Here is a 23276-nt window from a genome sequence, read left to right as displayed (position 1 = left end):
TTAAATAAAATCAAACTCATTAATAACGCTCTTGGCCTCGTTGAGTGCGCCCAGGTGATCTGTCTTTTTTATTCTGGCCTTTAACCTTGAATCGTTAAGAAGGCTGAATCTTGGCCGCTTTCTCTCTATCATCCTTACCACATCGTTAGGATTTATATCTTTTATCTGGCTGAATGTGAACATAAGGGCATCCTCCTTTACATCAAGGCGGGCTATGCCTTTCCGCTTCATCAGAAGCCTTACCTCCATAACCTTTAACAGGTTTGATACCGCCTTTGGAGGCGGCCCGAACCTGTCTATGATCTCATCAGACATTTTTTTCAGGTCATCATCCTCTTTAAGGCTTGATAGCCTCCTGTATATATTAAGCCTTACATCTATGTCAGAGACATACTCCTCAGGCAGGTAGGCAGAGACCTCCACATTGATCTCAGGGTTTATCTCCTGCTGATACTCTTCGCCTTTTAATTCTGCTATGGCCTCCTCTGTAAGCTTTATGTAAAGCTCATACCCTATTGAGGCAATGTGCCCTGACTGGCTGAAGCCCAGGATATTTCCGCCTCCCCTTATCTTGAGGTCATGCATGGCAAGATGGATACCTGCGCCTAACTGTGAAAAATCCATGAGCGCCTTGAGTCTCTTTTCTGCCTCTCTTGTCAGGTTGGCCTTTTTTGATAAAAGCAGATAGGCATAGGCGCTTTCAGATGACCTCCCCACGCGGCCCCTGAGCTGATATATCTGTGCAAGCCCGAAACGCTCTGCCTGATTGATTATGATGGTATTGGCTGATGGTATATCAAGGCCCGATTCTATTATGGTGGTGCATACCAGCACATCCACCTCTTTTCTTAAAAACCGCATCATGGTATTTTCAAGATCATCCGGTTTCATCTGGCCGTGGCCTATGGCAAGCCTTGCATTGGGCACGATTTTTTTGATCTTTCCTGCAATGTTGTCTATGGACTTAACACGGTTATGGACAAAAAATACCTGCCCTCCCCTCTCCATCTCATTTTCTATTGCATGCTTAATGGTTGCCTCATCAAATGGTAAAAGATAGGACTGTATGGCAAGCCTGTCTTCAGGCGGGGTCTCAATGATGCTCAAATCCCTTACGCCCATAAGGGAGAGATGCAAGGTGCGTGGTATGGGGGTTGCCGTGAGTGCAAGCACATCAACAACCGCCCTGAACTCCTTTAATCTCTCCTTCTGCTTTACGCCGAAGCGCTGTTCTTCATCAATTATAAGTATGCCCAGGTCCTTAAACCCAATATCCTTTGAGAGTATCCTGTGGGTGCCTATGAGTACATTCACATGCCCCGCGCGTACACGGGCTATGGTCTCCTTCTGCTCCTTTGCGCTCTTGAAACGGCTTAAGACATCCACCTCCACATTAAAGGGCTTCATTCTAGTTTTGAATGTCTCATAGTGCTGCTCAGCTAGCACCGTTGTGGGCACCAGCACTGCCGCCTGTTTGCCGTCAGTAACCGCCTTGAAAGCGGCCCTAATGGCCACCTCTGTCTTGCCATAACCCACATCACCGCATATGAGCCTGTCCATGGGTCTTATGGATTCCATATCCGACAGCACATCATCAATCGCCTTTATCTGATCGGATGTCTCTTCATGTTCAAACGTGGCCTCAAACTCCCTGAAAAAGCTGTCCGGGCGTGAAAAGGCAAACCCCTCCCTGTATTTTCTTATTGCATAGATATCAACAAGCTGCCTTGCTATCTCCATGATGGCCTTTTTGGCCTTCTGTTTTACTACCTTCCATGCCTTTCCGCCCAGTTGATCAAGCTTGGGATTTTTATCATCGGCCCCCACATATTTCTGCATTATACTTATGCGGTCAGCAGGGATATAGAGGCGATCAGTCCCTGCATACTCGATAAGAACAAAATCATTTATCTTGTTCTGTATCTCCATCCTTATAAGTCCGCCATACTGGCCTATACCATGATCCTCATGCACAACAAGGTCGCCGACTGAAAGCTGGCCAAAGGATGTCCAGTCTATACCTCCCTCTTCGCTCTTCTTTCTTGACCTTGCCCGTTTGGGCCCGAATATCTCATCCTCGCTTATCACATAGAGGCCGATGTCCTCCCACCCGAACCCCTTTTGGAGCCTTCCAATGCAGATGTGCAGCCTCTTCCTGGGTGAGACCGCAAAAAAACTATCCACTGTTTCATCTATCTGAACATTGTAGTTATTCAGTATTTCTGCCAGCCTTGATGCCTGCTGCTCTGTCCTGCATACAAGAATGATGCTTCCGCCCTGGTTCATCCATACTGATATCCTCTCTGCAAGTGGGGCCATTGATACACGTCCCTTGCCTGTGAGCCTCAGGTCAAATTCGAACTCTATGTCATGGGCGCCCTTAATCTCTATTGTATTTGACAGCTCCTCAGGTGTGCCCAGTAAAAGACTGTTGAAACTTATCTTCTGACGGGTATTTATGCCCTCTTCAAATTCCTTGTCGGTTAAAAGCACCCCTTCTATATCAGGGAAGATAGTGCCCCTGTTTTCCGCCTCTTCACGAAATTTTTCCCTGTCCCTGTCAAACCTGAACTGGAATTTTTCCTTATCTGTCTCGATCCTGTCACTGTTCATAAGAAGGATGATCCCGGTGGAGGGAAAATAATCAAACAGGCTGTTGAGTTCAGGGTAAAAATGGTTCAGCCACGCCTCCTGACCGGGGAAGCTTGCCCCTTCTCCTGCCTGTTCAGGGAGACGCCCCATAGACCTTGCCCGCATCATGGCCTCATCATCCATGATGACCTCACTTGATGGTAAAAGGATCATCTCCTTTAGCCGGTCTGTTGAGCGTTGTGAGACCTGATCAAAATGGCGTATGGACTCAAGCCTGTCCCCCCAGAACTCAAGGCGGATGGGCATCTCATAGAGCGGCGGGAATATATCTATTACACCACCACGCACAGAATAATCGCCCGGCTCTTCCACAAGTGCAGTGCGGAGATACCCCCCTGTCTCAAGTTTTCTGATAAGATCGTCACGTGGAAAATCCTCACCCGGCTCAAGGTATTCAAGTGTTCTAAGCAGGGCCTTCTTGGGGATAATCTTTAAAAGCATGGCCTCTAACGATGTAACAACTACCGGGTTTTTACAGGATGTCAGTGCATAGAGTGCCTGTAACCTGCGGTTTATGATGTACCTGTGCGGGCTTAAACCAGTAAGGGGTGAGAGGTCATAGGCCGGGAAATCAAAGAGCCTCTTTTCCTGCTGCCCCCCTGAAACAAAACCCTGAGGGAGAAAAAACTGAAGCTCCCTCATAAGCCTGGCCGCCTCCTTTGCAGTGGGCAGGATAATGAGAAAGGGGCTTTCCTGTTCAATGAGCAGCCCTGATATAAGGTATGACCTGGCAGCATTATCTATACCGGAGACAGAGATATCCCTGTTACCGGCTGACATCAGCTTAATAAGTTCGTTTATGTATGAGTTGTTGGTTATCATATATTTAAAGTTTAAGGGTTCAAGGGGTCCGGGGGTCATCCGCCTTTGCTAAAGCTACGGCAGGCCAAGAGGGTTCGAGTGTAAGTCATAATCCGGAAAGATCTTGCCCGGGTTTAAAATCCCGTTCAGGTCAAACAGCTCCTTTATCTTTTTCATCCATATCAGGCTGTTCCCATGCTCTTCAGCCATAAATGCACGTTTACCAATGCCAACCCCATGCTCACCAGTGGCAGTACCGTCAAGGGATATGGCCTTTGATATTATCCTGTGATTTATCTCGTCTATTGCCTGCCACTCTTCCTTGTCCCCTTTTCTGCCTGCAAATTTCAGATGGAGATTTCCATCCCCTGCATGGCTGAATATATAGGCAGTAATCTCACTCTTTTTTATCTCTTCCCTTGCCAGTGCAATTATCTCAGGGTAAGCGGAGACCGGGACAGCTGTGTCGCCTGAAAGAAATGAGTAACCGGGGTGATTCTGGACAATCATCTCACTTAAATGATGCCTTGCACTGAAAAAATTATCCCTTTCATCCCTGCCTATGCCTGAACTGAAATTTATACAACCATTACCAAGGCAGAATTCCTTTGCTGCATCCATAACCTCAGAGAGGTAATTTACAGATGGGCCGTGAAATTCCATAAAGAGGGTTGGCTCCTCCTCAAGGCCCATATCCCTGTTACGGTTAATGAGCTTAACGCACTCCCTGTCAAGAAGTTCAAGCGCAGCAGGATCAAGGCCATATTTCATGATCTCAAAAACGGCATTACCTGCTTTTTCAATGGAAGGAAATGAGGCAATGGCGGCTGAAGATTCTGCGGGCAGGCCTCTAAGCCTGATCGTGGCACCTGTTACTATCCCGAGGGTGCCCTCTGAGCCTGTGATCAGGTTTATAAGATCATAACCTGATGATGTCTTTGATGCGCGTGTGCCTGTCTTTATAATCTCACCATTTGCGAGTACTACCGAGAGACGAAGGATATTTGCCCTGGTTGCCCCGTATTTAACTGTGCGGATCCCGCTTGAATTGTTTGCTATCATGCCTCCTATGGTAGCGTCAGCTCCGGGGTCAGGGGCAAAAAAGAGCCCCCTGTGTTTGAGCTTCCTGTTTAACTCCTTGTATATAACGCCAGGCTCCACATCTGCCTGAAAATCCTCTTCCCTTATATCTAAAACCCTGTTCATCATAGAAAAATCAAGTACTATGCCGCCAAACACAGGCAGGGGATTCCCCTCAAGGCTGCTCCCGGCCCCCCAGGCAGTAACAGGGATTCGCTGTTCATTGGCATGTTTAAGGATATTTGATACCTCAGATTCATTTAGCGGCCAGAGCACTGCCTCTGGCAGCATGCAAACATGGCGGGATTGATCCCTTGCATGAAGCGTTTTAACTGACTCACCGGTAGAAAACCTGTCAGGGGCAGTAAGACCCTTAAGCATTTCAATATCGTGGTTGTCAAGGCGTTTATATCTCAAGATTATTACCTTTTTCTGATCGGTGAAATAACATACTGTATATTTTTGAGTTTAATCTATAAAGACAAAAAATTGTAAAGGGTAAATGCGCTCAGGCAGTTTTATAAAGTCAGCATAGTAACGTATGACAGCCTTTGAGCAGGGACATCTTCAGTTAAGAATATATCCCAGGACTATATCGCAGAGGGGATCATCATCCATATATTCTATCTGGTCATTAAAAGTCACCTTCCCGTGATACTCCCTTTTAAGCTCATATTCGCCGTCATGTGCCATATGAAGCAGTATTTCAGAGCAGGCAGGACAAAGGGGGCCATGCTCATCATTTTCGTCAAAAAATGAAAGGGTCCAGTTCTCAGCAACCAGATCTTCAACATTATCAGCAGAAACACCACAAATGGTACAATTCATGATTCCTTTAACAACTCCCGTATAAATGGTTCCCGAACTCTTTTCAGAATTCCAAAACTTGAAAGGGAGGTTATAACAGAATATTTTGCATTACAAGAAAATTTTTCCAATATATAGACAGGTAAATATCAGATGTGGTTTCAATGCCTTACCTTATACCTCTTGAATAGTTAACGAGTATTACCCTGTGTTTTTTTGTGTCGTTTTCTATCCCCTTAAGAAGTTCTATTATTTTTTTATCCGTGGTCTTTATCATCTTTGTAAAATTTATATAAATGCGATAATGTGAGCGAGTCAAGTCATACTATCGCTAATAAAATCAGATGACTGATTGGTATTAACATGTCCCTGTTCTAAGTGTTATCGCTGTTTTTTTAGCCATATAAGCAACTCGCCTCTGCCGGAATTATAAAATTTGTCTCCCGATATCTGCCTTGATCCGGGATAGACCCCCGGTATATTCTTCTTCATCTAGAAGTCGAAACATCACGCTTTTTTCCGCAACCAAAATCCAATATTGTCGTAGACCCTGAGAAAGAGATTCGTTCGGCAAACCTTGATATCAGAATATCTGAATGACTTCGGGTATTGTCATATGTACTGCTGGCTTTATTGTAGTTAATCATATTTTCCATAAGCAATGATCTTTCTGCTGGAAAGGAATTAGTCGTAGGTTGGGTTAAGCGAAGCAACACAACAATATTTCCATCAGGATTTCATATAATTAATTTTTAATAAGGACATTTTTACCTTTTTCAGCCATTAATTTAAAAAGAGGTCGGGTTATAACCCGACCTTTATAATGGCCTCCTTGAGGAGTGCAGCAGAATTTGATAGTGCCAATAATTCATCTTCAGGAAGATTGCTCTCTACAATTCTTTCTACTCCACTGGACGATATGATACATGGGACACTCAGGCAGACATCACTAAGCCCGAATTCACCTTCGAGTCTCGTGGAAACGGTCAATACGCTCTTTTCATTGCGCAGGATTGCTCCTGCAATACGCACCAGCGCCATACCCACCGCAAAACAGGTAGCGCCTTTATAGCCGATGATGTGGTAGGCTGAGTTCCTCACCTGTTGTTCTATCTCATTGCGTCGCAACTTCCAGTCTTCGCACCTGCCGCAGATCGGACAAAACTCATCAATCTTCATACCTGCTAAATGCGTCAATGACCAGGCAGCGAATTGAGAATCACCATGCTCGCCTAAAACGTAAGCATGCACGTTGTGAACATCAACTCCACAATGCTTGCCAAGAAGATGCCGGAGACGGGCGCTATCCAGGACCGTGCCGGAGCCAAAAATTCGGCTCCTTTTGCTTCCCGCACCCTGGATAGCAACATGGGTCATTACGTCCACTGGATTACTGACAATAACCATGACGCACTCATCGTTATGCTTCATGACTTCATTAACTATGCTCCGAACGATGACCGCATTCTTATTTAGAAGCTGCAGTCGCGTTTCACCGGGTCGCTGGGCAGCCCCCGCTGTGATCACAACCAAACGGGCGTCGGAAAAGTCCGATGGATCCCCTTCACGAATAGCCACAGCAGGAAAGAATGGCTGCCCGTGGGCAAGGTCCAACACCTGTCCCCGTGCGAGTTCTTCGTTCTTGTCAATAAGTATGATGTCGTCTGCCAACCCGCTTTGAGCAAGGGCGTATCCAAATGTTGCGCCAACAGCTCCTGCGCCGGCAATAACCACTTTTCTCTGGTTTTTGGATGTCATATTGATTTCTCCTCCAACTGTAAAAGGGATTTTGACCTTCTTCTATAATATATTCAAGTAGTTCTATCTGAAATTAATTCATTGCTTTATTGCAGTTTAAAAGCAACGGTTGTCAAGATTTTTGAAGTATAAGTTTATACTTATTTGAAATTAAATTAGTAATCATGAACAAAAACACAATCAGGAAAGATTTTTTTCGGGGGCTTCAGCAGCCTGTTTCATTTAATCCTTAAATATGAATTTCAAGGGTTTAAAATTTCTCCGGATACATTCCCTTTTATGCCTGATAGTTCACAGTATTGACCTATCTGGAGGAACGATTTGATGCTGAATCGACAGATTTCTATGCGATATCAATAAGTGAAAGAAGTGCATCATTCACCGCTTTCGCATTCGGAAAGGCTTGAGCTACCTCTGGCTTTAAGACCACGATATTGGACTCCTCTTTCAATCGTTTTGCATACTTACCCCGCTTTAAACCGCCAGGGAAATCGGACCGCCTGTACTCGGGGCGCAGTTCGTTTTTTTCTGTTTCTTTAACCTTCTTAGGAGTATCCCAATTAATTTTCATGGTTTTGATTATACGCTGATCAAATATTTTTACCAGAATTATTGCAAATAATTAACAATTATTCTTTCTTGTTACACCATATCATCCCAATTACTGGTGAGACAGGATGCCCTGCCTTTTTCAAGATACCTTTCTGACAGTACAGTTTTACCTGACTGAAGTGGGCCAGAGAGAAACACCATGTGACTGCCTGTCAATGTCTCAGCAAAGGCATAATTTCCCATATTTCATAGGATACTTTTTTTGAATAGTGGAGAATAATATCGCTCTCATATGTGAGAGTCAATTCATAATACCGCTTAATAAAGCATATATTAAGATACTCAATTGTCGTTTAGCATGGTTATCAGATGAAGGAGATCACATGCTTAGGGTCCATAAAAACGGTCGATTTTAAGATTAAAGCTGTTATCGATTAGCGTTCAGTTTTCAGTAAAAGGCTTTCAATCCAGAGAGTTAGCTGACATCTGATCGTTGACCTCTGAAAGCCTCCTCCAGGCTTTATTTCTTTCTGGGTGAAGACTACTTAATTTTCACCATATCTATTGTCCCATCAAAAGAATAGTGCTATTATCCGCAACCTGCTTCAGCATAACGAAAAAAGAGGAATAAAAATGGATAACAATATCAGAGTACGTTTTGCCCCCAGCCCCACAGGATATCTTCATATCGGGGGTGCAAGAACAGCCATTTATAACTGGCTGTATGCAAAAAAAATGGGTGGTAAATTTATATTAAGGATAGAAGATACAGACACAGAAAGATCAACAGATGAATCAGTTAGGGGGATACTGGATGGTCTTGAGTGGCTCGGCGTTACCTGGGATGAAGGCCCTTTTTACCAGTCTGAATATATCAGCCAGCATGTTGAGACTGCAAAAAAACTTGTTGAGTCCGGCCATGCATATAAATGTTTCTGCTCAAAGGATACGCTAGAAGAAAAGAGGGAAGAAGCAACCCAGAGCAAGGCTGACATGAGGTATGACGGCACATGCAGAAACCTCTCCCCGCAGGAAATAGCCGAAAAGGAGGCAAAGGGTTTGCCTTATACCATCCGCCTCAAGGTGCCGCAGGATGGCGGCTGTGTAAAATTCAAGGATGAGGTTTATGGCTATATAGAAAAGAGGTATGAGGATATTGAGGATTTTATAATACTCAGATCAAACGGTCAGCCCCTCTATATACTCTCTAATGCGGTAGATGATATACGTGACGGTGTTACCCATATAATAAGAGGCCAGGATGGCCTTGCAAATACACCGAAGCAGATACTTATATATGAGGCGCTCAAGGCCCCTATACCTGCGTTTGCGCACATTTCACTCACACTGGATAATAAAAAGGCAAAGATAAGCAAACGCAAACACGGGGAGCAGGTGGCAGTCCATTTTTACAGGGATCACGGGTTTATCCCCTGGGCCTTTGTAAATTTCCTGGTGCTTTTAGGCTGGTCAACCCCCGAATCTCAGCAGTTTTTTTCAAAGGAGGAGCTTATAGAAAAGTTTTCTCTTGGTGGCATTAATAAATCAAACTCCATATTTGACCTTCGCGCTGATGACCCGAAATTTTTTACAGACCCAAAGGCCATAAGCATAAATGCCCACTATATAAGGAATATGCCGATTGAAGAACTCGCACCATATGTAAAGATCGAGTTTGAAAAGGCGGGTATCTGGGATAAGGATTATGAGGGCAGCAAAAGGGAGTGGTTTTTAAATGCCATCAATCTATTAAGAGAGCGGTATCACTACACCACCGATTTTGTTACCCTTGGCAGGGCCTTTTTTACTGATGATTATGTTTATGATGACAAGGCAGTTGAGAAGAATCTCCTCAAGAATGAAATTCTTAAAACCATGCTGCCTGAACTCGCCAGCAGGTTTGAGGCAATGGCAGGCTTTGATGAGAGGGATATAGAGGAGATAATGAGAAAGATTATCGAGGAGCAGGGTGTAAAGGCTGGTGTTCTGATAAACGGTGTGCGTACAGTAGTTACAGGTCAGGCGGTTGGCCCCGGTATATTTGAACTGCTTGCTGTGCTTGGAAAAGAAAGGGTGATTGAGCGGCTTAAAAGGTGGCCTGCTTAGCCCGACTCCCATTTATACACAAGGCTTTAGTCGCCTCTTTACAAAACCAATCGCAAAAGAGGCGCTATAATCCTGCCTCGGCAAGATCCGGCCCGAGATATCCCCTTTCATTCTCACCAAGGCACCCGAGTGCAAGGCAAATGATAGTCCAGAGATGGATCGTGTGATAACCGCCTTTATAGTGCTCATTAAGATCACGGATCTGGGTGTGACAGTTATGACATGCTGTAATACAGTAATCCGCACCTGTAGCCTTTATTTGGTTGAATTTTTTAGCCCCGAATTTGTGGCGGGCCTCAGTGAACCCGGACTGCAGATACCCGCCGCCTCCCCCGCAGCAGTAATTAAGAGAACGGTTGGGTATCATATCAATAAAATTTTTTTCACCAACCACTGTTTTTACAACATACCGGAGATCCTCTGCAACAGGGTCGCCAAATGACTTTCTTACTAGCTGACACGGATCATGGACTGTAAATTTTATATTAAGCTCTTTGTTCCAGTCTGAATTCACCGCCAGCTTTCCCTCCTTAATCCACTGGGCGTAATACTGTACAATGCTTTTAACCGCAAAATTATGAGGGATACTGAATCTTTTAAGGCCGCTCCTGAAGGCATACATTTCATGAGCGCATTCAGTATTGAGCCACACCTTGCAGCCTAAGTTCTCTACGGCCTTTGCCTTTACCCTGACTATATGCTCCCAGCCTTTAAGGTCCCGGGCGAACATGCAATAATTTTCAGCGGCCCAGCCCTTAGTGCCATACGTCCAGTCAGCCCCGGCAAGATGAAGTATCTTCCACAGCGGGACCATTTCATCAGGTTCCATAGCAGGTTCTCTGGAGTTCTGGTTAAGAAAGAAACAGGCACCTTTCCTGTTAACAGAAGCATCAAGGTTTTTCCACCCCTCCTGTTCATCCCGCACCTCTTCGAGCGTCTCTTCAACACTAAACCGGAAGTCTTCTCCGGATATACCCATGGCGCTGCACGTGTCGCTTTTTAATGCCATATCGCAGGAGCCTGTAATCCCCTTTGGTTTTTTTTCTTTGGGCCATGCCTCTCTCGCAAGTCCTACCACTCCCGCTATATCTGCCTTCGCGGGACATACTGATCGGCACCCCTCGCACATGCTGCACATCCACACCCAGGGCGTGGTGATGGCCTCTTCATCCTTGCCCTCAGCTACCATTTTAATGAATTTCTTCGGGTCCATCTCCTCAAGACCTGTTGCAGGGCATGCCTCTGCGCAGGCATTACAGGTCAGGCAGAGGTCAAGGTCGCAGCCTTGAAGAAGTTGGTTTACATTCTTTCTGAATTCGGTCTTTAGTTCGGCCATGTTGCTATCTTTTTCTTCCATATTATTCCTATTTGATTACCAGATGCCTGTAAAAAAGGTCGGGTATAAAACCCAATATTGTTTCAACCGAATCTCCTCTCCCTGGATGGGAGAGGTCGGGAGAGGGTGGAAAAGACAGATGCTACAGGAATTTTATCCCCCTCCCCCGGCCCCTCCCACCAGGGGCTGGGAGTCTTTTGTATTACCTGTATTTTCCAAAAACCTTGCGCCCTGAACCCTGAACCTTAAACCCTGCTTTTACCCCACACACCCCAGACTGGGGTCCTGAACCACAATAGTCCGCTGCCGACGCTTCTTTTTGACCTGACACAGCAGGGTCTTGTAGGTCGGAAAACCTGAAATCGGGTCAAACTGTTTCAGGTCAGTCAGCACATTTATATTGGCCCTTCTCCAGGATTCTGTCCCCTGTGGCCCGCCGCCTCCCACAGGGGCATAGACATATCCTTCCATGATATCCCCGGTAACATCCGCGGTCATCTCTACAAAACCCCGGATAGTCTTTACAACAACAGAATCGCCTGTTTCAATATCCCTCTCTTTTGCATCCTCAGGATTCATCTGCACCATGGGGTTGGGATATCTCTCCATGAAGTCAGGTATGGCCCTCAAGCAGGACTTCATATCGGGTTTAAATGGGCCTGTGCCCAGGATAAGGGGAAAGCGGTTGAGCATCTGCGGCTGACTCACAGGGGTTTCATAGGATTCCTCGTATACTGGAAGTCCGTCGTACCCCATCTCCTCCAAAACCTTTGATTTGATCTCAAACCTTCCTGATGGGGTCTCAAACCCTGGTTTCCCATCCTTTCTAAGTCCGCCGGTTTCCCACTTCCTGTACCTCATCGGCTCGGGATTTTTCCGGACAGTATGTAAAGGCGCCTGTTCCAGTTCGGCCCTTGTAATTCCAGTACCTTTCAGTACTTTATCGAGGAGCTCCATCTCGTTTGCAGGAAATCTCTCTCCATAACCAAGCCTCTCCGCGAGTTCGGTGAGGATGGTAAAGCATGGTTTGCTGTCGCCAACAGGGTCTATCATCTTTTCCCGAATCCGTATGGCATTACCATAAAAACAGTAGGAGGCCTGCTCAAAGGCGGTGGTGGCCGGCAGCACAATATCGGCCCATGCAGCGTCCCTTGTGAACTGGAGGTCTATCGATACCATGAAATCCAGTTCATTAAATGCCTTCTGCCACTGGATAGGGTCGGGCCATGCAGTGAGGATGGAGGCGCCCATTATAAACAGTCCCCTTATTTTATAGGGATCCGAATGGAGGAGCGCACGTGGAAGCAGGCTAGCATGGGGTTCTCCGCCGCAGAAATGAGAATAGAGGGGGAAATGGCCTTTACCTATTGATCTGTCAAATCCGGGGGTTTCAACCTGGTGATCCCTGTTCAGTTTTATCCGGTTTTCCTGCTGGACAAAGCAGCGGCCTCCCTCTACATCGAGCTGCCCTGCCAGGGCCCAGAGCACCATGACCGCCCTTATGTTATGCACGCCGGATTTAGTATACTCGAGACCTGTGTACATTACATAGCTTGCGCCCTCTGCGTTGGCTATCTCATGGGCCAGCTCTTCTATTACCTCCGGGGATATTCCTGTAATGCCCGAGACCTTTTCCGGGGTAAACTCCTTTACATACCCTTTAAACTCTTCATATCCCAGTGTCCAGTTCTCCACAAACTCATCATCAGTGAGTCCATCACGGATAAGGATATGAGAAAGCCCCAGTGCAAGCGCCCCGTCGGTGCCAGGCCGGATCTGCACCCACATGCTGCCTTGCAGTTTTGCCGAGGCAGTCCGCCTTGGGTCAATGACTATAATTCGGGCGCCCTCGTTTGCAGCCCTGACAATGCGGTGGAACATTTCAGGAGGTGTGGAGGTTGAGGGGTCGGTCCCCCACACAACTATCAGGTCCGAGTTATCAACATCGGAAAACATATCGATATGCAGGTTGCCAAAAGTAACCTTTGGCGCTAAAACGCCCAGGGATGTGTAGCACGGCGCCCCCACACCGAATGTATTGGGTGACCCGAAAGGAAAGAGAATGCTGGATGCGAGGTAGATCTCAGAACCTTTTAGCTGAAATGCATCTTTAAATGCCCGTTCATAGGTCCCGGTACCCGCGTAAAAACCTATGGATTCAGGGCCGTGGGCAGCCTTCAATTCCTTCAATTTATTCACAATGATGTCATATGCCTCATCCCAGGTTATGGGCTCAAAATCGAGTTTACCCTTTGGCCCTTTCCGTTTCATGGGTTGTTTGATCCTGCTTTCCGAATATATGATCTGTGCTGCGCTCCCGGCCATAGGGCATAGCACCTTTCCCATGGGGGCTTCAGGATCAGGGGTAAGCCTCACTATTTTCCCTTCATCATCAAAGTGGACTATTGCCCCGCAGCCGGGGCTGTGGAAGCATATCCCGCAGATTCCATGTTTTTCTTTTGTCACGCCGGGGTTCTCCTTATATCGTTAACCTCTCTGTGCTATCAGGAACTGTGAGGTGATGTGTTCCCGCAGGTTCCTTGTCTTTCTTATTTTCCATTGAATAGCGCCTCTCTCCTGAATGGTGAATGGAGGCGAAAATATACCATCGCCTTCACGAAGCATCCGGGAAATATTATCTATACCAAAGCCCTTGAATGGGCCTTTATTTCTTCCTCCCAGCCAGAGATCAGGGTGGCTTACGGTTTCATCCCACGAAAAGGGGTCTGAAAAGAGAAAACATGCATTTGTCTTATCCATTACCCTGTTAGCCTCTGAAAGGTGTAAAGAGGGATCAGGCACCTTTTCCAGTATATTAACTGAACTTGCCGTGGCAAAACGATCCGTGCGGAAAGGCAGCGCCATTGCGTCCGCCACAATAAAATCCGCATTTTCAAACCTGAAGCCAGGGTCCAGCCTGCCGGACCTCCTTTCAGTGATCTCTCCCTCTAATATCAAATCAAATTCCAGACCCCTTTGATGCATCAGTTTTCGGGCAGACCGGATAAAAGAGAGGGATGTATCTATGCCAACAGCCCTCTCATGGCTCTTTGTCATCTCCAGGGTGAGCCTTCCCACTGCACAGCCGATATCAAGTGCCCACCCCTTACCAGGGTTTAATGCCTCTGCCCACCTTTTATAGGCGTCTGTCTGATCGGGATCATTTAAAAATTCAGAGTAATGGCTCCACAGATAGGATGAACTCATGGAGAATGAGCCGTACCCGGTTATGTTTCTTATTATGGGCAGGCTCTTTTCCGGTACTACCACGGCAATACCATCATTGATATCATAACCTCTTCCGCAGAGCGGACAGGTAAGAAGGCCCTCTAAAATATCGTCATCAGTTTCCTGCCTGATTTCCAAGGTCAGCCGGATCTCTTCATCAGCATGTCTGTTTAAGCATTCCGGGCAAATAAGCTCTTCACTCAGCCATTTTTTCATCTCAGCTCCTTCACCTGTTTCCGGTCATTTTTCCTGTTTTCCATAATTAATCATATTTTGAGGATTTGGCAACACCACTTCTGTTTTTTTACACGTAAGCGCATTAAAAACCTTTTGACATCCATCCCCTCTCTTGTAGGATATGACTGATAAAAGATAATGGAGGTGTTTTGATGAGTGACAGGCTTATAATCTTGCCTGATGAGAATTTGATTGCAGAGCTTACGGCAGAATATAAAAAAGAGGAGCCAGAGCCAGACCTCTTTTATGTAGACGGTCATGTTGATCTCCCCTGTTACATGGCACACTATGCCAGGGGTAAAAGGTTTGATGAACTTGAGCAGGGGCCTGTGACCAGTGAAACCTTAAAGAGGTCAGGTGTAAGGCTCTTTGCCACTGCCATATACTGCCAGGATAAATATAATGATGAAATGTCAAAGGCCCAATTTCAGCAGAATTATGATTTTACCATGAAGGTGATTGAAGATATTACCCGTGTGAGAAGCATGAACGATATCTCCGCGATAAAAGAAAACAGGGAGTTAATCGGCACCATCCTCCTCCTTGAAAATGCGGATGTGCTGGCAGATAACATCGGCCTTGCCCTTAGCCTGAGAGAGCGGGGCATTTTTATTGTCGGCCTTACCCATGCGGGTAAAAACAGGCTTGCGGATGGCAACTCTGTGGTTCACTCTGACGGCATTACACCCGCTGGCCGTGAGGTTATCCACATGCTTAATGATAATAATATCCTGATAGACGTTGTGCACCTTCACCCTGCCTGCTTTTACCAGCTCATGGACCTTGTAGAAAGGCCATGCGTTTCAACCCATACAGGGATACGGGAAAGATGCAACCTCCAGAGAAACCTTGACCTATCGCAGGTGCGCCACCTGTGCGAGAGAGAGGGGCTAGTCGGTATCACATTTAACCCTGAGATGCTTACGCTAACAGGTGAAGCAGAGATAGAGGATATCTTTATTCATCTTGATTCTGTTGTGCAGAAATTCGGGCCAGATTATGCGGCCATCGGGTCTGATTTCTACGGGTTTGATATACCTGCCAAAGGCATGGAGAATCACACCGGCTTAAAGGCATTAAAGAAAATCATGAAGACGCATGGTTATACGAAGGAGGCAATTGATAAGATCATGGGGCTCAACTGGCTAAGGATATATGAAGGGATTTTATAACTACACCTCAAAGGTCATATCCATGCCGACCGCAAAACACTCAAGGGCTGCGCCTCTTTCAGATATGATCTTTCGGCACTGCTCTACAATCTCATCAACAGCCCTGTCTGATCTCCCCTGGTTAAGATGAAAAAGGCCAAGCCTCTTCACCCCTGCCTTTATAGCCAGGTCAAGGGCGTCCACGTAGGTTGAATGGCCCCACTGTCTTACAGATGGATACTCTTCAGGGGTGTATTCTGCATCATGCATCAGGAGGTCTGCCCCACTGCAAAACTCCACATAATCATCAAAACCAAGGCCCCCTTTATGCTGAAAGGCAAGCTCATTATCCGTGAGGAACACAAAACTGGTGCCATTCTCCCTGAATTTATACCCGCTGCCCCTGTTAGGGTGGCTTATGGGTACAGGCGTTATTGTTAATGCGCCTATATGAAGAGTAAATGGGCACTCAGGCAGATAATCAAAGGATGCCTTCAGATCTGAATATTCTATAGGAAAATTGGGCTGCGACATGACCTTGCCCAGCATGCTCTCTATAAATTTCTGGGCAAAGGGGCATCCCTTCATGCTGATCCTGAAGTTTTCATTGTATATGGGCGCAAAAAAGGGAAAGCCCATAAGGTGGTCCCAGTGCGCATGTGTGAAGAGCATATCAACAGAGTAACGCTTTTGGGCAAGGAGGTCCAGGCCGAGCCGCCTTATACCTGTCCCTGCATCCAGTATAACTAGATCATCTTTGTCTGAACGTATCTCCAGGCAGGTGGTGTCACCGCCATATTTTACGTAATCAATACCTGATACCGGCACCGACCCCCTAGAACCCCAGCATTTTATATACATTGTATAGTTCGTTGCACCTTTCTAAAGGCTGTAAAATTTATTGAAGAATCACAGGTAAATGACCTATTTATCTTCTTTGCATGGCAGCCCTTAAGTATTTTGATGACAATTCAAGGTACTTATCGGCAGATCATGGCTAAATATTAAATATTATTCTACATGTTATCCGTGCTCTCCGTGTGTTCGTATGGTTGAAGTGACAGACTGAAATTGAACCGCAAAGACGCAAAGGGTGCTAAGAAAAACAAAAATTATTATTGATAAAATAATAAAAAGCTTTTCTCAGTGCTCTCCGTGTACTCCGTGGTGAGAAAGTTTCTATTGTATTTATGCCAATGTACTCTATGGCGCAATGATTTTTCCCTTTTCACTCTTCCTTATGATCTCTGTAACGATCCGTTTTGCATCCTCACGGGTTATAATTTCTTTATATCCAGGCATTGCCAGCCCGAAAAATTTGCCATTAAGAATTACCTTGATCATCTTTTCATCATCAGTGTTCTTCTGCCATCTGGGGTCTGTAAAGTCCTCACCCTTTAGCTTTTTGCCGTCTACCCCTATTGCAGAGCCGTCTGCCCCGTGGCATCTTACGCAGTTAACCTGGTAGAATTTCTTCATATCACCTGTTTTTCCATCCTGTGCATGGGAATAGGCCACAGAAAAGATAAAAGAGATACAAAAGGCAAAGGCAATAAAGGCAAGCCAGTTTTTCCCTGCTTCTTCATGTTTTTGCCATGCCCTCTCTTTTACTGCTGCAAATAGATTGTTCCATCCCATATCTCTTTCTCCTGTATAATATGTTTAAAGATTCAAGCTAAACCCGACAGGCCATACTTATACACAATAATGAATCATACAGATAATGTTAAATAGTGTCCATCCAAAATCTGATATTTTTGGATTCAAGCGGTGAGCCCTTTGGTTTCAGCTTTCAGCAAAAGGTTTTCAAACTAAAGAATCATCTGACCGCTGACTGCTGAAAGCTCCATCTAAAAAATTCCCCCTGGCAAGATAAAGGTTAAGGCAGATCAAATTATCTTGCATCTGACAATAACTTATTTATACTGCATGAAATAAAATAATAAAAAAGAAGGACTATCATATGAATATCATTCAGCTATTACATTCTCATTTGCTCTCTGCCACATCTGCGGCAGGTGTAGGTTTTGGAAGCGATATTATCCAGATGTTCCTTGACGCAGGGCTTGTTGTCAAACTTGTTATGTTTACACTGATAGGGTTTTCAATAGCATGCTGGGCAATTATCTTTATTAAACTCAGGTTTTTCAGATATGCCAGGCTTGAAACCGCCTATTTCCTGGAGATATTCTGGGAGGCCACAGAGCTTACAAGCATTTATAAAGAGAGCAAAGACCTCTTTTACAGCCCGGTTGCACAGCTCTTTATAAGGGGGTATACTGAACTCATAAGGCTGAAAAAACTTAAGGGGAACGGAAACGCCACCCTGAATAACATCAGCGGGATATCCGAAGCTATTGAAAGGGCACTGAGGAGGTCTGTTATCCATGAAAACAGCAGGATGGAAAAGGCACTTGCATTCCTGGCTACAACAGGAAATGCAGCCCCATTCATAGGCCTTTTCGGTACGGTCTGGGGTATCATGGAGTCTTTCAGGAGCATTGGAATCAAGGGGTCAGCCAGCCTTGCTGTTGTTGCGCCCGGTATATCGGAGGCCCTGATCGCAACAGCAGTTGGTTTGTTTGCCGCTATACCCGCTGTTATTGCCTATAATTATTTCAACAGCAAGGCGGCGGAACTGGGCACAGAGATGGAGACATTTTCAGCAGACTTCCTTTCCCTTGTTGTACGTCAATCCATGAAGGGCGGCCTGGACAAGGTAGAGGAGTAATTTCAGGGGAGGCTTGATTTAAAATGATGACCACAGGTGGCAGCGGCAAAAAAAAGTTGATGTCAGACATCAATGTAACACCATTCGTTGATGTTATGCTGGTATTATTGATAATATTTATGGTTACAAGCCCCATGATGACTCAGGGTGTTGATGTGAACCTCCCGCAGACACAGGCAAAGGAGATAAAGACAGAGGAAGACCCGCTTATCCTCACGGTTGATATCAACAGGGAGATAACCATAGAAAAGCATAAGATAGAGTTTACCGAGCTCGAAGAGAAGCTTGCAGCCATGTTCAAGTATAGGAATAATAAGCAGCTGCTCTTCAGGGCAGACAAGGATATCCCCTATGGGTTTATCATGCAGGTTCATGCAAGGATCCAGGCGGCAGGTATAGAAAAACTGGGTCTGGTTGTCGCGCCTGAAGATAAATAAGGGTATAAAAATGTTAAAGGCCTTTTCCATGTACAGGCAAACGGATGACAGCATGATAAGGTGGAAGCCCATGCTGGGGGTTTCGCTCTTTCTGCATTGCCTTGTCTTTTCAATGCTTTTCTGGGTGCCGGGAAGCGGGAGTTCCGGGGGCTTAAGGATAGGTGAATCTGTGTACAGTGTCAGTCTTGTGGAGGGGCCGGAAGGCGGCAACCCGGGCATTGCAGGGCCGGCTCCGACAGGGAATAAGACTGGCAGTACCGCTGTTACGGTCCCTGTAGAAAACAGGCAGGCAAAAAGGATATCCATGCTCCCCAGCAAAAAAGAGGCTGTCAACATAGCAAAGAGGACAGTTGAAAAGAGCAAACCAAAGGCAGCTGCTCAGAATACAGATAACCTTCTTGACAGCGCCATATCAAAAGTAAAAGGTAAATCAGGGTCGCAGGGCGCAGAAAATGCAGACCACCTTGAAAAGGCCATCAATGCACTAAGAGAAAGCACTGGCCCCGGTAGTACCGTCGGAACCGGCACAGGGGCATTGTCCGGCAGAGGGGGCACAGGCAGCGGAGGGGCTGGAGGTGGTTTAAGCGGGGGCAACCCTGCCTTAAGGATATATCAGATGGAGGTGGAGGTGCTGATAAAAAGCCACTGGGCATACCCTGACTCCCTTTCCAACAGAAAAGATATAGAGGCAATAGTATTATTAAAGGTGAAAAATGACGGGACAGTGCTGGATACAGATTTTATTAAGCCATCCGGAAACAGGGTATTTGACCAGTCTGTTCTAAAGGCAATAGAAAAGGCCAAACCGCTTCCTCCATTACCAGAAGGATATAAAAAAAGAAATGAAGAACTTGAACTCAATTTCAATCTCAGAGATGTTGAATAACATCTGCAAGGTGTTACTCCTTTTAATTATCATTTATCCGGCACTTTCAGTAAACACTTTTGGACGTATTACTGTGGATATCAGTCAGCCCGGTGACAGAAGGCTCAAGGTTGCCATACCGGATTTCAAGAACCTTTCCCCTAACAGGGAATCACCGGAGCTCTCAACAGAACTGCCAAAGGTGATGAACAATGACCTTGACCTCTCCGGCTATTTTCTTCCGATGGAAAAAAAGGCATTTCTTGATGGAGACGGGGCGGGTATAACCATTGAAAATATCAATTTCAGGAACTGGACACTTATAGGCACAGACCTCCTTATCAAGGGGGCATATACCTGCATTGGTAATAATATTGAGGTGGATATTAGGGCCTATGACCCATTTGAGGGAAAGCAGATCTTCGGAAAAAGATACCTGGAAAAGATTACTGATTACAGGTTGCTCATGCACAGGGCAGGTAATGATATATTCCTTAAAATCACAGGGCATAAGGGTATATTCTTAAGCAAATTCCTTTTTGACAACAGGGGTTCAGGCAATAAGGAGATATATGTATGTGACTTTGACGGGTATAATCTTAAAAAGATTACTAATGAAAAGGCTATTGCACAGTTCCCGAGGTGGTCACCGGATGGAGAGGGGTTTTCCTTTACCCTGAACAGGGATGGGCACTTCATACCTCATTATATGAATATCTCAACAGGAAAGATAAAGAGGCTTTCCGACAAGGAGGGGTTCAGCTCACGCTGGCATCCCCATGGAGGAGGCATTGATCTTTCATTAAGAGACAAGGGGGGGTATGCGGATATCTATTCAGCAGATATCAATGGTGGGAATTTAAGGAAACTGACAAACAGCAGAAGCGATGACATCTCTCCATCCAGGTCTCCTGACGGTAAAAAGATGGTTTTTGTTTCAGGCAGAACAGACCTGCCCCAGATATATGTAAAGGATCTAACCACAGGGTCTGAAGAACGCATCACATATGACTTTAAATACTGCACAAGCCCGGTGTGGTCTTCACTCAATAAAATAGCTTTTGTGGTCGCTGAAAAAGGGGTGCATGACATATATACCATGAATCCTGATGGCACAGGTTTAAGGAATCTTACAGAGGGAGATGGCAATAACGAGGAGCCATGCTGGTCCCCGGACGGAAGATATATTGTTTTCAGTTCCAACCGGTCAGGGGGGTATCACCTCTATATAATGAACGCAAACGGCTTTAACCAGAGAAGGGTAACATTTTTTGATGGAGAAGATAGAAATCCATCATGGTCACCTTTTTAATGGAATTTTGTTGACTGAAATTTTTATTTTGAATATAAGTGAAAATTAATTTCAAACTAGAAATCTATATTTATTGAATATAAACAATTTATTAACTTAACTTTATTATTAGGGGGATAACATGATTAGAAAATCTATGACTGGCGTACTTTTGATTGGCTTTGTATCTACACTTTTACTGTTTACCTCTGCCTGCCAGCAGAAGAAGATTATACCAACACCTGTGGCAGTCGAAGAGCCTCCAAAGGTAGATGATTCTGCTGAGCAAGCCAGAATTGCAGCAGAACAGGCTGAGAAGGACAGATTAGCCGCTGAGGCAGCAAGGCTTGAGAGAGAAAAGGCGGCAGCAAAGGCAGCTATGGAATCAGAGAAGATCTACTTTGACTATGACAGGGCAGATATAAAGCCTGAGTATCAGGCTGTTCTTTCCAAAAAGGTCGGCTGGCTCAAGGACAATAGCTCCTACAAGCTCAAGATTGAAGGCCATTGCGATGAAAGAGGCAGCACAGAGTACAACATGGCACTTGGAGCAAGAAGGGCAGAGGCCACTGCAAAGTATATCAGCGCTGCAGGCGTATCATCTGACAGGCTTACCACAGTCAGCTATGGTGAAGAAAAACCTGTTGCAACAGGTTCTAATGAAGCTGCATGGTCACAGAACAGGCGTGCCGAGTTTGTTTTAATTCAGTAATACAGGCATTTGTTTTTCTTTAAACAACAGGTGCGGGCCGGATGATTTACCGGACCGTACCTTTACCTTTTCTTTTAAAGCGCAAAATCCATGAACAATATATATAAAAATAAATACAGGCTAATGGCAGGCGTTATATCGCTATCCCTTTTTTTGTTTTTCTCATCCTGTGCACAAAATAAGGAATATATGAGATATACCAATGATCAGATAGGTGCACTTAAAAAAAGGACAGAGGCGCTTGAAACTAACGTAGGCAGTAAAATAGATAATATTGTCTCAACTCAGGCATCTCTAATGGCTGACATAGACACACTCAGGTCAGATATGAGGGCACTAACCGGCAGGATAGAGGAAACAGAATACCTGGTAAAGCGCAATCTGGAGAAGGAGCTGGGTGATTCAAATGGCGGGGGCAGCATTGCAGAGAGAGTTAACCGCCTTGAGAGAATGGTAAAAGAGCAGCAGAGATACCTTGGCCTGGAGCCATTTGTTACTATACCCTCCGGAGGTTCGCCCGATTCAGGGGGATTTGCAGACCTTGATTCTATCAGCATGGATAATAAGCCAAAGGATGAGGCCTTATACGATACAAGCCTGATCTTGTATCAAAAGGAGCAGTTTAAAGAGGCCTTGAGCGGATTCAGATCATTTCTTGCTGAATATCCGAAGTCAGACCTGGCAGATAATGCACAGTTCTGGATCGGTGAGTGTTATATGTCCATGGGGCAGTATAAAGAGGCTGTAAAAGCCTTTGATGATGTAATAAAGAAATATCCTGACGCAAACAAGGTACCCGGTGCCTACCTTCGTCAGGCGATTGCCTGGCGGGAGCTGGATGATATAACAACCACAAAGCTGCTCCTTAACAGGCTCATTAAAACATATCCGAAAACACCTGAGGCAAAAAGGGCAGAGGAGATACTGTCAAAACTTTAAAATCAAAATTTAGGCATTTTCAACCCAAAAAACCGCTATATATCCCGTTTATCCCCTGTTGTTTTTTCTAATAAGGGGGGATTTTTCTGGTATTTTAATAAAAAACAGCAGTTTCTGCCTTTAAAATGACCCTTTTGTTTCATATTTATATTATTATTTATATAATTATCATTAATTATACAGAAAGAAGAGTATGACAATAAAAAACAGTTAAAAGATATAAATATAGAATAACTTTACCTACTATTAACCATTTATTGTATTGACTTTCTACCTTTGGAGTATTATAAATAACAACATGGATTTTTCGATAATCTCATTAATCTATATTATATAAAAAGGAGTTTACCATGCCTCAGATAATGACAACAAAAGAATTAGCAAAATATCTCAAACTGCATGAGATCACCATATGTAAGTATGCCGCAGAAGATAAAATTCCAGCCATCAGGATAGGTCGTGTATGGCGTTTTGATAAAAACGCAATTGATGAATGGATAGCAAGCGGTGGAAAAAAGAAGATTGAATGATCTCAGCAAGAAGAAAGGATACCTATTTAATGCAACGGGAGGGAGTGAACGGCAGGCTGGTTT

General features: G+C 45.1%; 19 protein-coding genes. 9 read left to right on the top strand and 10 right to left on the bottom strand.

Features of this window, described 5'->3' with window-relative positions; translation table 11 throughout:
• The 5 genes from mfd to GX654_14055 form a co-directional block, all read right to left on the bottom strand.
• Entirely contained in the window at nucleotides 1–3513 is a 3513-nt protein-coding gene (gene mfd, locus GX654_14075) for a transcription-repair coupling factor (GenBank protein ID NLD37992.1), read from the bottom strand.
• 15 nt (nucleotides 3514–3528) lie between these two features.
• A complete protein-coding gene (locus GX654_14070) occupies nucleotides 3529–4950 on the bottom strand; it encodes an FAD-binding oxidoreductase (protein ID NLD37991.1) in 1422 nt (473 codons plus the stop codon).
• Nucleotides 4951–5100: 150 nt separating this feature from the next.
• Nucleotides 5101–5361, bottom strand: a complete 261-nt coding sequence (locus GX654_14065) for a hypothetical protein (protein NLD37990.1) — start codon at nucleotides 5359–5361, stop codon at nucleotides 5101–5103.
• A 783-nt stretch (nucleotides 5362–6144) separates the two neighbouring features.
• The gene (locus GX654_14060; GenBank protein ID NLD37989.1) at nucleotides 6145–7098 is read right to left on the bottom strand and encodes an L-lactate dehydrogenase; all 954 of its coding nucleotides are present in this window, start codon (nucleotides 7096–7098) and stop codon (nucleotides 6145–6147) included.
• A gap of 343 nt (nucleotides 7099–7441) precedes the next feature.
• Nucleotides 7442–7669 carry a hypothetical protein gene (locus GX654_14055; protein NLD37988.1) on the bottom strand — a complete coding sequence of 76 codons (228 nt, stop codon included), beginning with the start codon at nucleotides 7667–7669 and terminating at the stop codon, nucleotides 7442–7444.
• 614 nt (nucleotides 7670–8283) lie between these two features.
• Here GX654_14055 and GX654_14050 point away from each other — a divergent pair.
• The gene (locus GX654_14050) at nucleotides 8284–9756 is read left to right on the top strand and encodes a glutamate--tRNA ligase (GenBank protein NLD37987.1); all 1473 of its coding nucleotides are present in this window, start codon (nucleotides 8284–8286) and stop codon (nucleotides 9754–9756) included.
• A 64-nt stretch (nucleotides 9757–9820) separates the two neighbouring features.
• On the opposite strand, the gene GX654_14045 is transcribed toward GX654_14050, so the two are convergent.
• The 3 genes from GX654_14045 to GX654_14035 form a co-directional block, all read right to left on the bottom strand.
• A complete protein-coding gene (locus GX654_14045) occupies nucleotides 9821–11113 on the bottom strand; it encodes a (Fe-S)-binding protein (GenBank protein NLD37986.1) in 1293 nt (430 codons plus the stop codon).
• A 237-nt stretch (nucleotides 11114–11350) separates the two neighbouring features.
• Entirely contained in the window at nucleotides 11351–13558 is a 2208-nt protein-coding gene (locus tag GX654_14040) for a molybdopterin-dependent oxidoreductase (protein NLD37985.1), read from the bottom strand.
• Nucleotides 13559–13579: 21 nt separating this feature from the next.
• Nucleotides 13580–14536: a methyltransferase domain-containing protein gene (locus GX654_14035; GenBank protein ID NLD37984.1), complete on the bottom strand. Its 957-nt coding sequence runs from the start codon at nucleotides 14534–14536 to the stop codon at nucleotides 13580–13582.
• 173 nt (nucleotides 14537–14709) lie between these two features.
• Here GX654_14035 and GX654_14030 point away from each other — a divergent pair, with 173 nt between their 5' ends.
• Nucleotides 14710–15729 carry a peptidase M19 gene (locus GX654_14030; GenBank protein NLD37983.1) on the top strand — a complete coding sequence of 340 codons (1020 nt, stop codon included), beginning with the start codon at nucleotides 14710–14712 and terminating at the stop codon, nucleotides 15727–15729.
• Here GX654_14030 and GX654_14025 read toward each other — a convergent pair whose 3' ends face one another.
• Nucleotides 15730–16569 carry an MBL fold metallo-hydrolase gene (locus tag GX654_14025; GenBank protein ID NLD37982.1) on the bottom strand — a complete coding sequence of 280 codons (840 nt, stop codon included), beginning with the start codon at nucleotides 16567–16569 and terminating at the stop codon, nucleotides 15730–15732. It abuts the gene before it with no gap.
• Between the two features lie 342 nt (nucleotides 16570–16911).
• Entirely contained in the window at nucleotides 16912–17346 is a 435-nt protein-coding gene (locus tag GX654_14020) for a cytochrome c (protein NLD37981.1), read from the bottom strand.
• A 325-nt stretch (nucleotides 17347–17671) separates the two neighbouring features.
• Here GX654_14020 and tolQ point away from each other — a divergent pair, with 325 nt between their 5' ends.
• The 7 genes from tolQ to GX654_13985 all read left to right on the top strand — a co-directional run bounded on the left by tolQ (nucleotide 17672) and on the right by GX654_13985 (nucleotide 23213).
• Nucleotides 17672–18439 carry a protein TolQ gene (gene tolQ, locus GX654_14015; GenBank protein ID NLD37980.1) on the top strand — a complete coding sequence of 256 codons (768 nt, stop codon included), beginning with the start codon at nucleotides 17672–17674 and terminating at the stop codon, nucleotides 18437–18439.
• A 26-nt stretch (nucleotides 18440–18465) separates the two neighbouring features.
• The gene (gene tolR, locus GX654_14010; GenBank protein NLD37979.1) at nucleotides 18466–18876 is read left to right on the top strand and encodes a protein TolR; all 411 of its coding nucleotides are present in this window, start codon (nucleotides 18466–18468) and stop codon (nucleotides 18874–18876) included.
• A gap of 10 nt (nucleotides 18877–18886) precedes the next feature.
• Entirely contained in the window at nucleotides 18887–19762 is an 876-nt protein-coding gene (locus GX654_14005; GenBank protein NLD37978.1) for a TonB family protein, read from the top strand.
• Complete coding sequence (locus tag GX654_14000; protein ID NLD37977.1) at nucleotides 19719–21053, top strand: hypothetical protein; 1335 nt, start codon at nucleotides 19719–19721, stop codon at nucleotides 21051–21053. The genes GX654_14005 and GX654_14000 overlap by 44 nt, the downstream gene beginning before the upstream one ends.
• A 121-nt stretch (nucleotides 21054–21174) precedes the next feature.
• Complete coding sequence (gene pal / locus GX654_13995; protein NLD37976.1) at nucleotides 21175–21744, top strand: peptidoglycan-associated lipoprotein Pal; 570 nt, start codon at nucleotides 21175–21177, stop codon at nucleotides 21742–21744.
• A 189-nt stretch (nucleotides 21745–21933) separates the two neighbouring features.
• Nucleotides 21934–22683 carry a tol-pal system protein YbgF gene (gene ybgF / locus GX654_13990; GenBank protein NLD37975.1) on the top strand — a complete coding sequence of 250 codons (750 nt, stop codon included), beginning with the start codon at nucleotides 21934–21936 and terminating at the stop codon, nucleotides 22681–22683.
• A 350-nt stretch (nucleotides 22684–23033) separates the two neighbouring features.
• Nucleotides 23034–23213, top strand: coding sequence for a helix-turn-helix domain-containing protein (locus GX654_13985; protein ID NLD37974.1), 180 nt, complete (start codon nucleotides 23034–23036; stop codon nucleotides 23211–23213).
• Nucleotides 23214–23276: the final 63 nt, after the last annotated feature.

It is taken from the genome of Desulfatiglans sp., assembly GCA_012513605.1.
Classification (GTDB): Bacteria; Desulfobacterota; DSM-4660; order Desulfatiglandales; family HGW-15; genus JAAZBV01.
The sequence above is the reverse complement of the archived record's forward strand: the minus strand, read 5'-3'. Positions and strand labels throughout refer to the sequence as shown.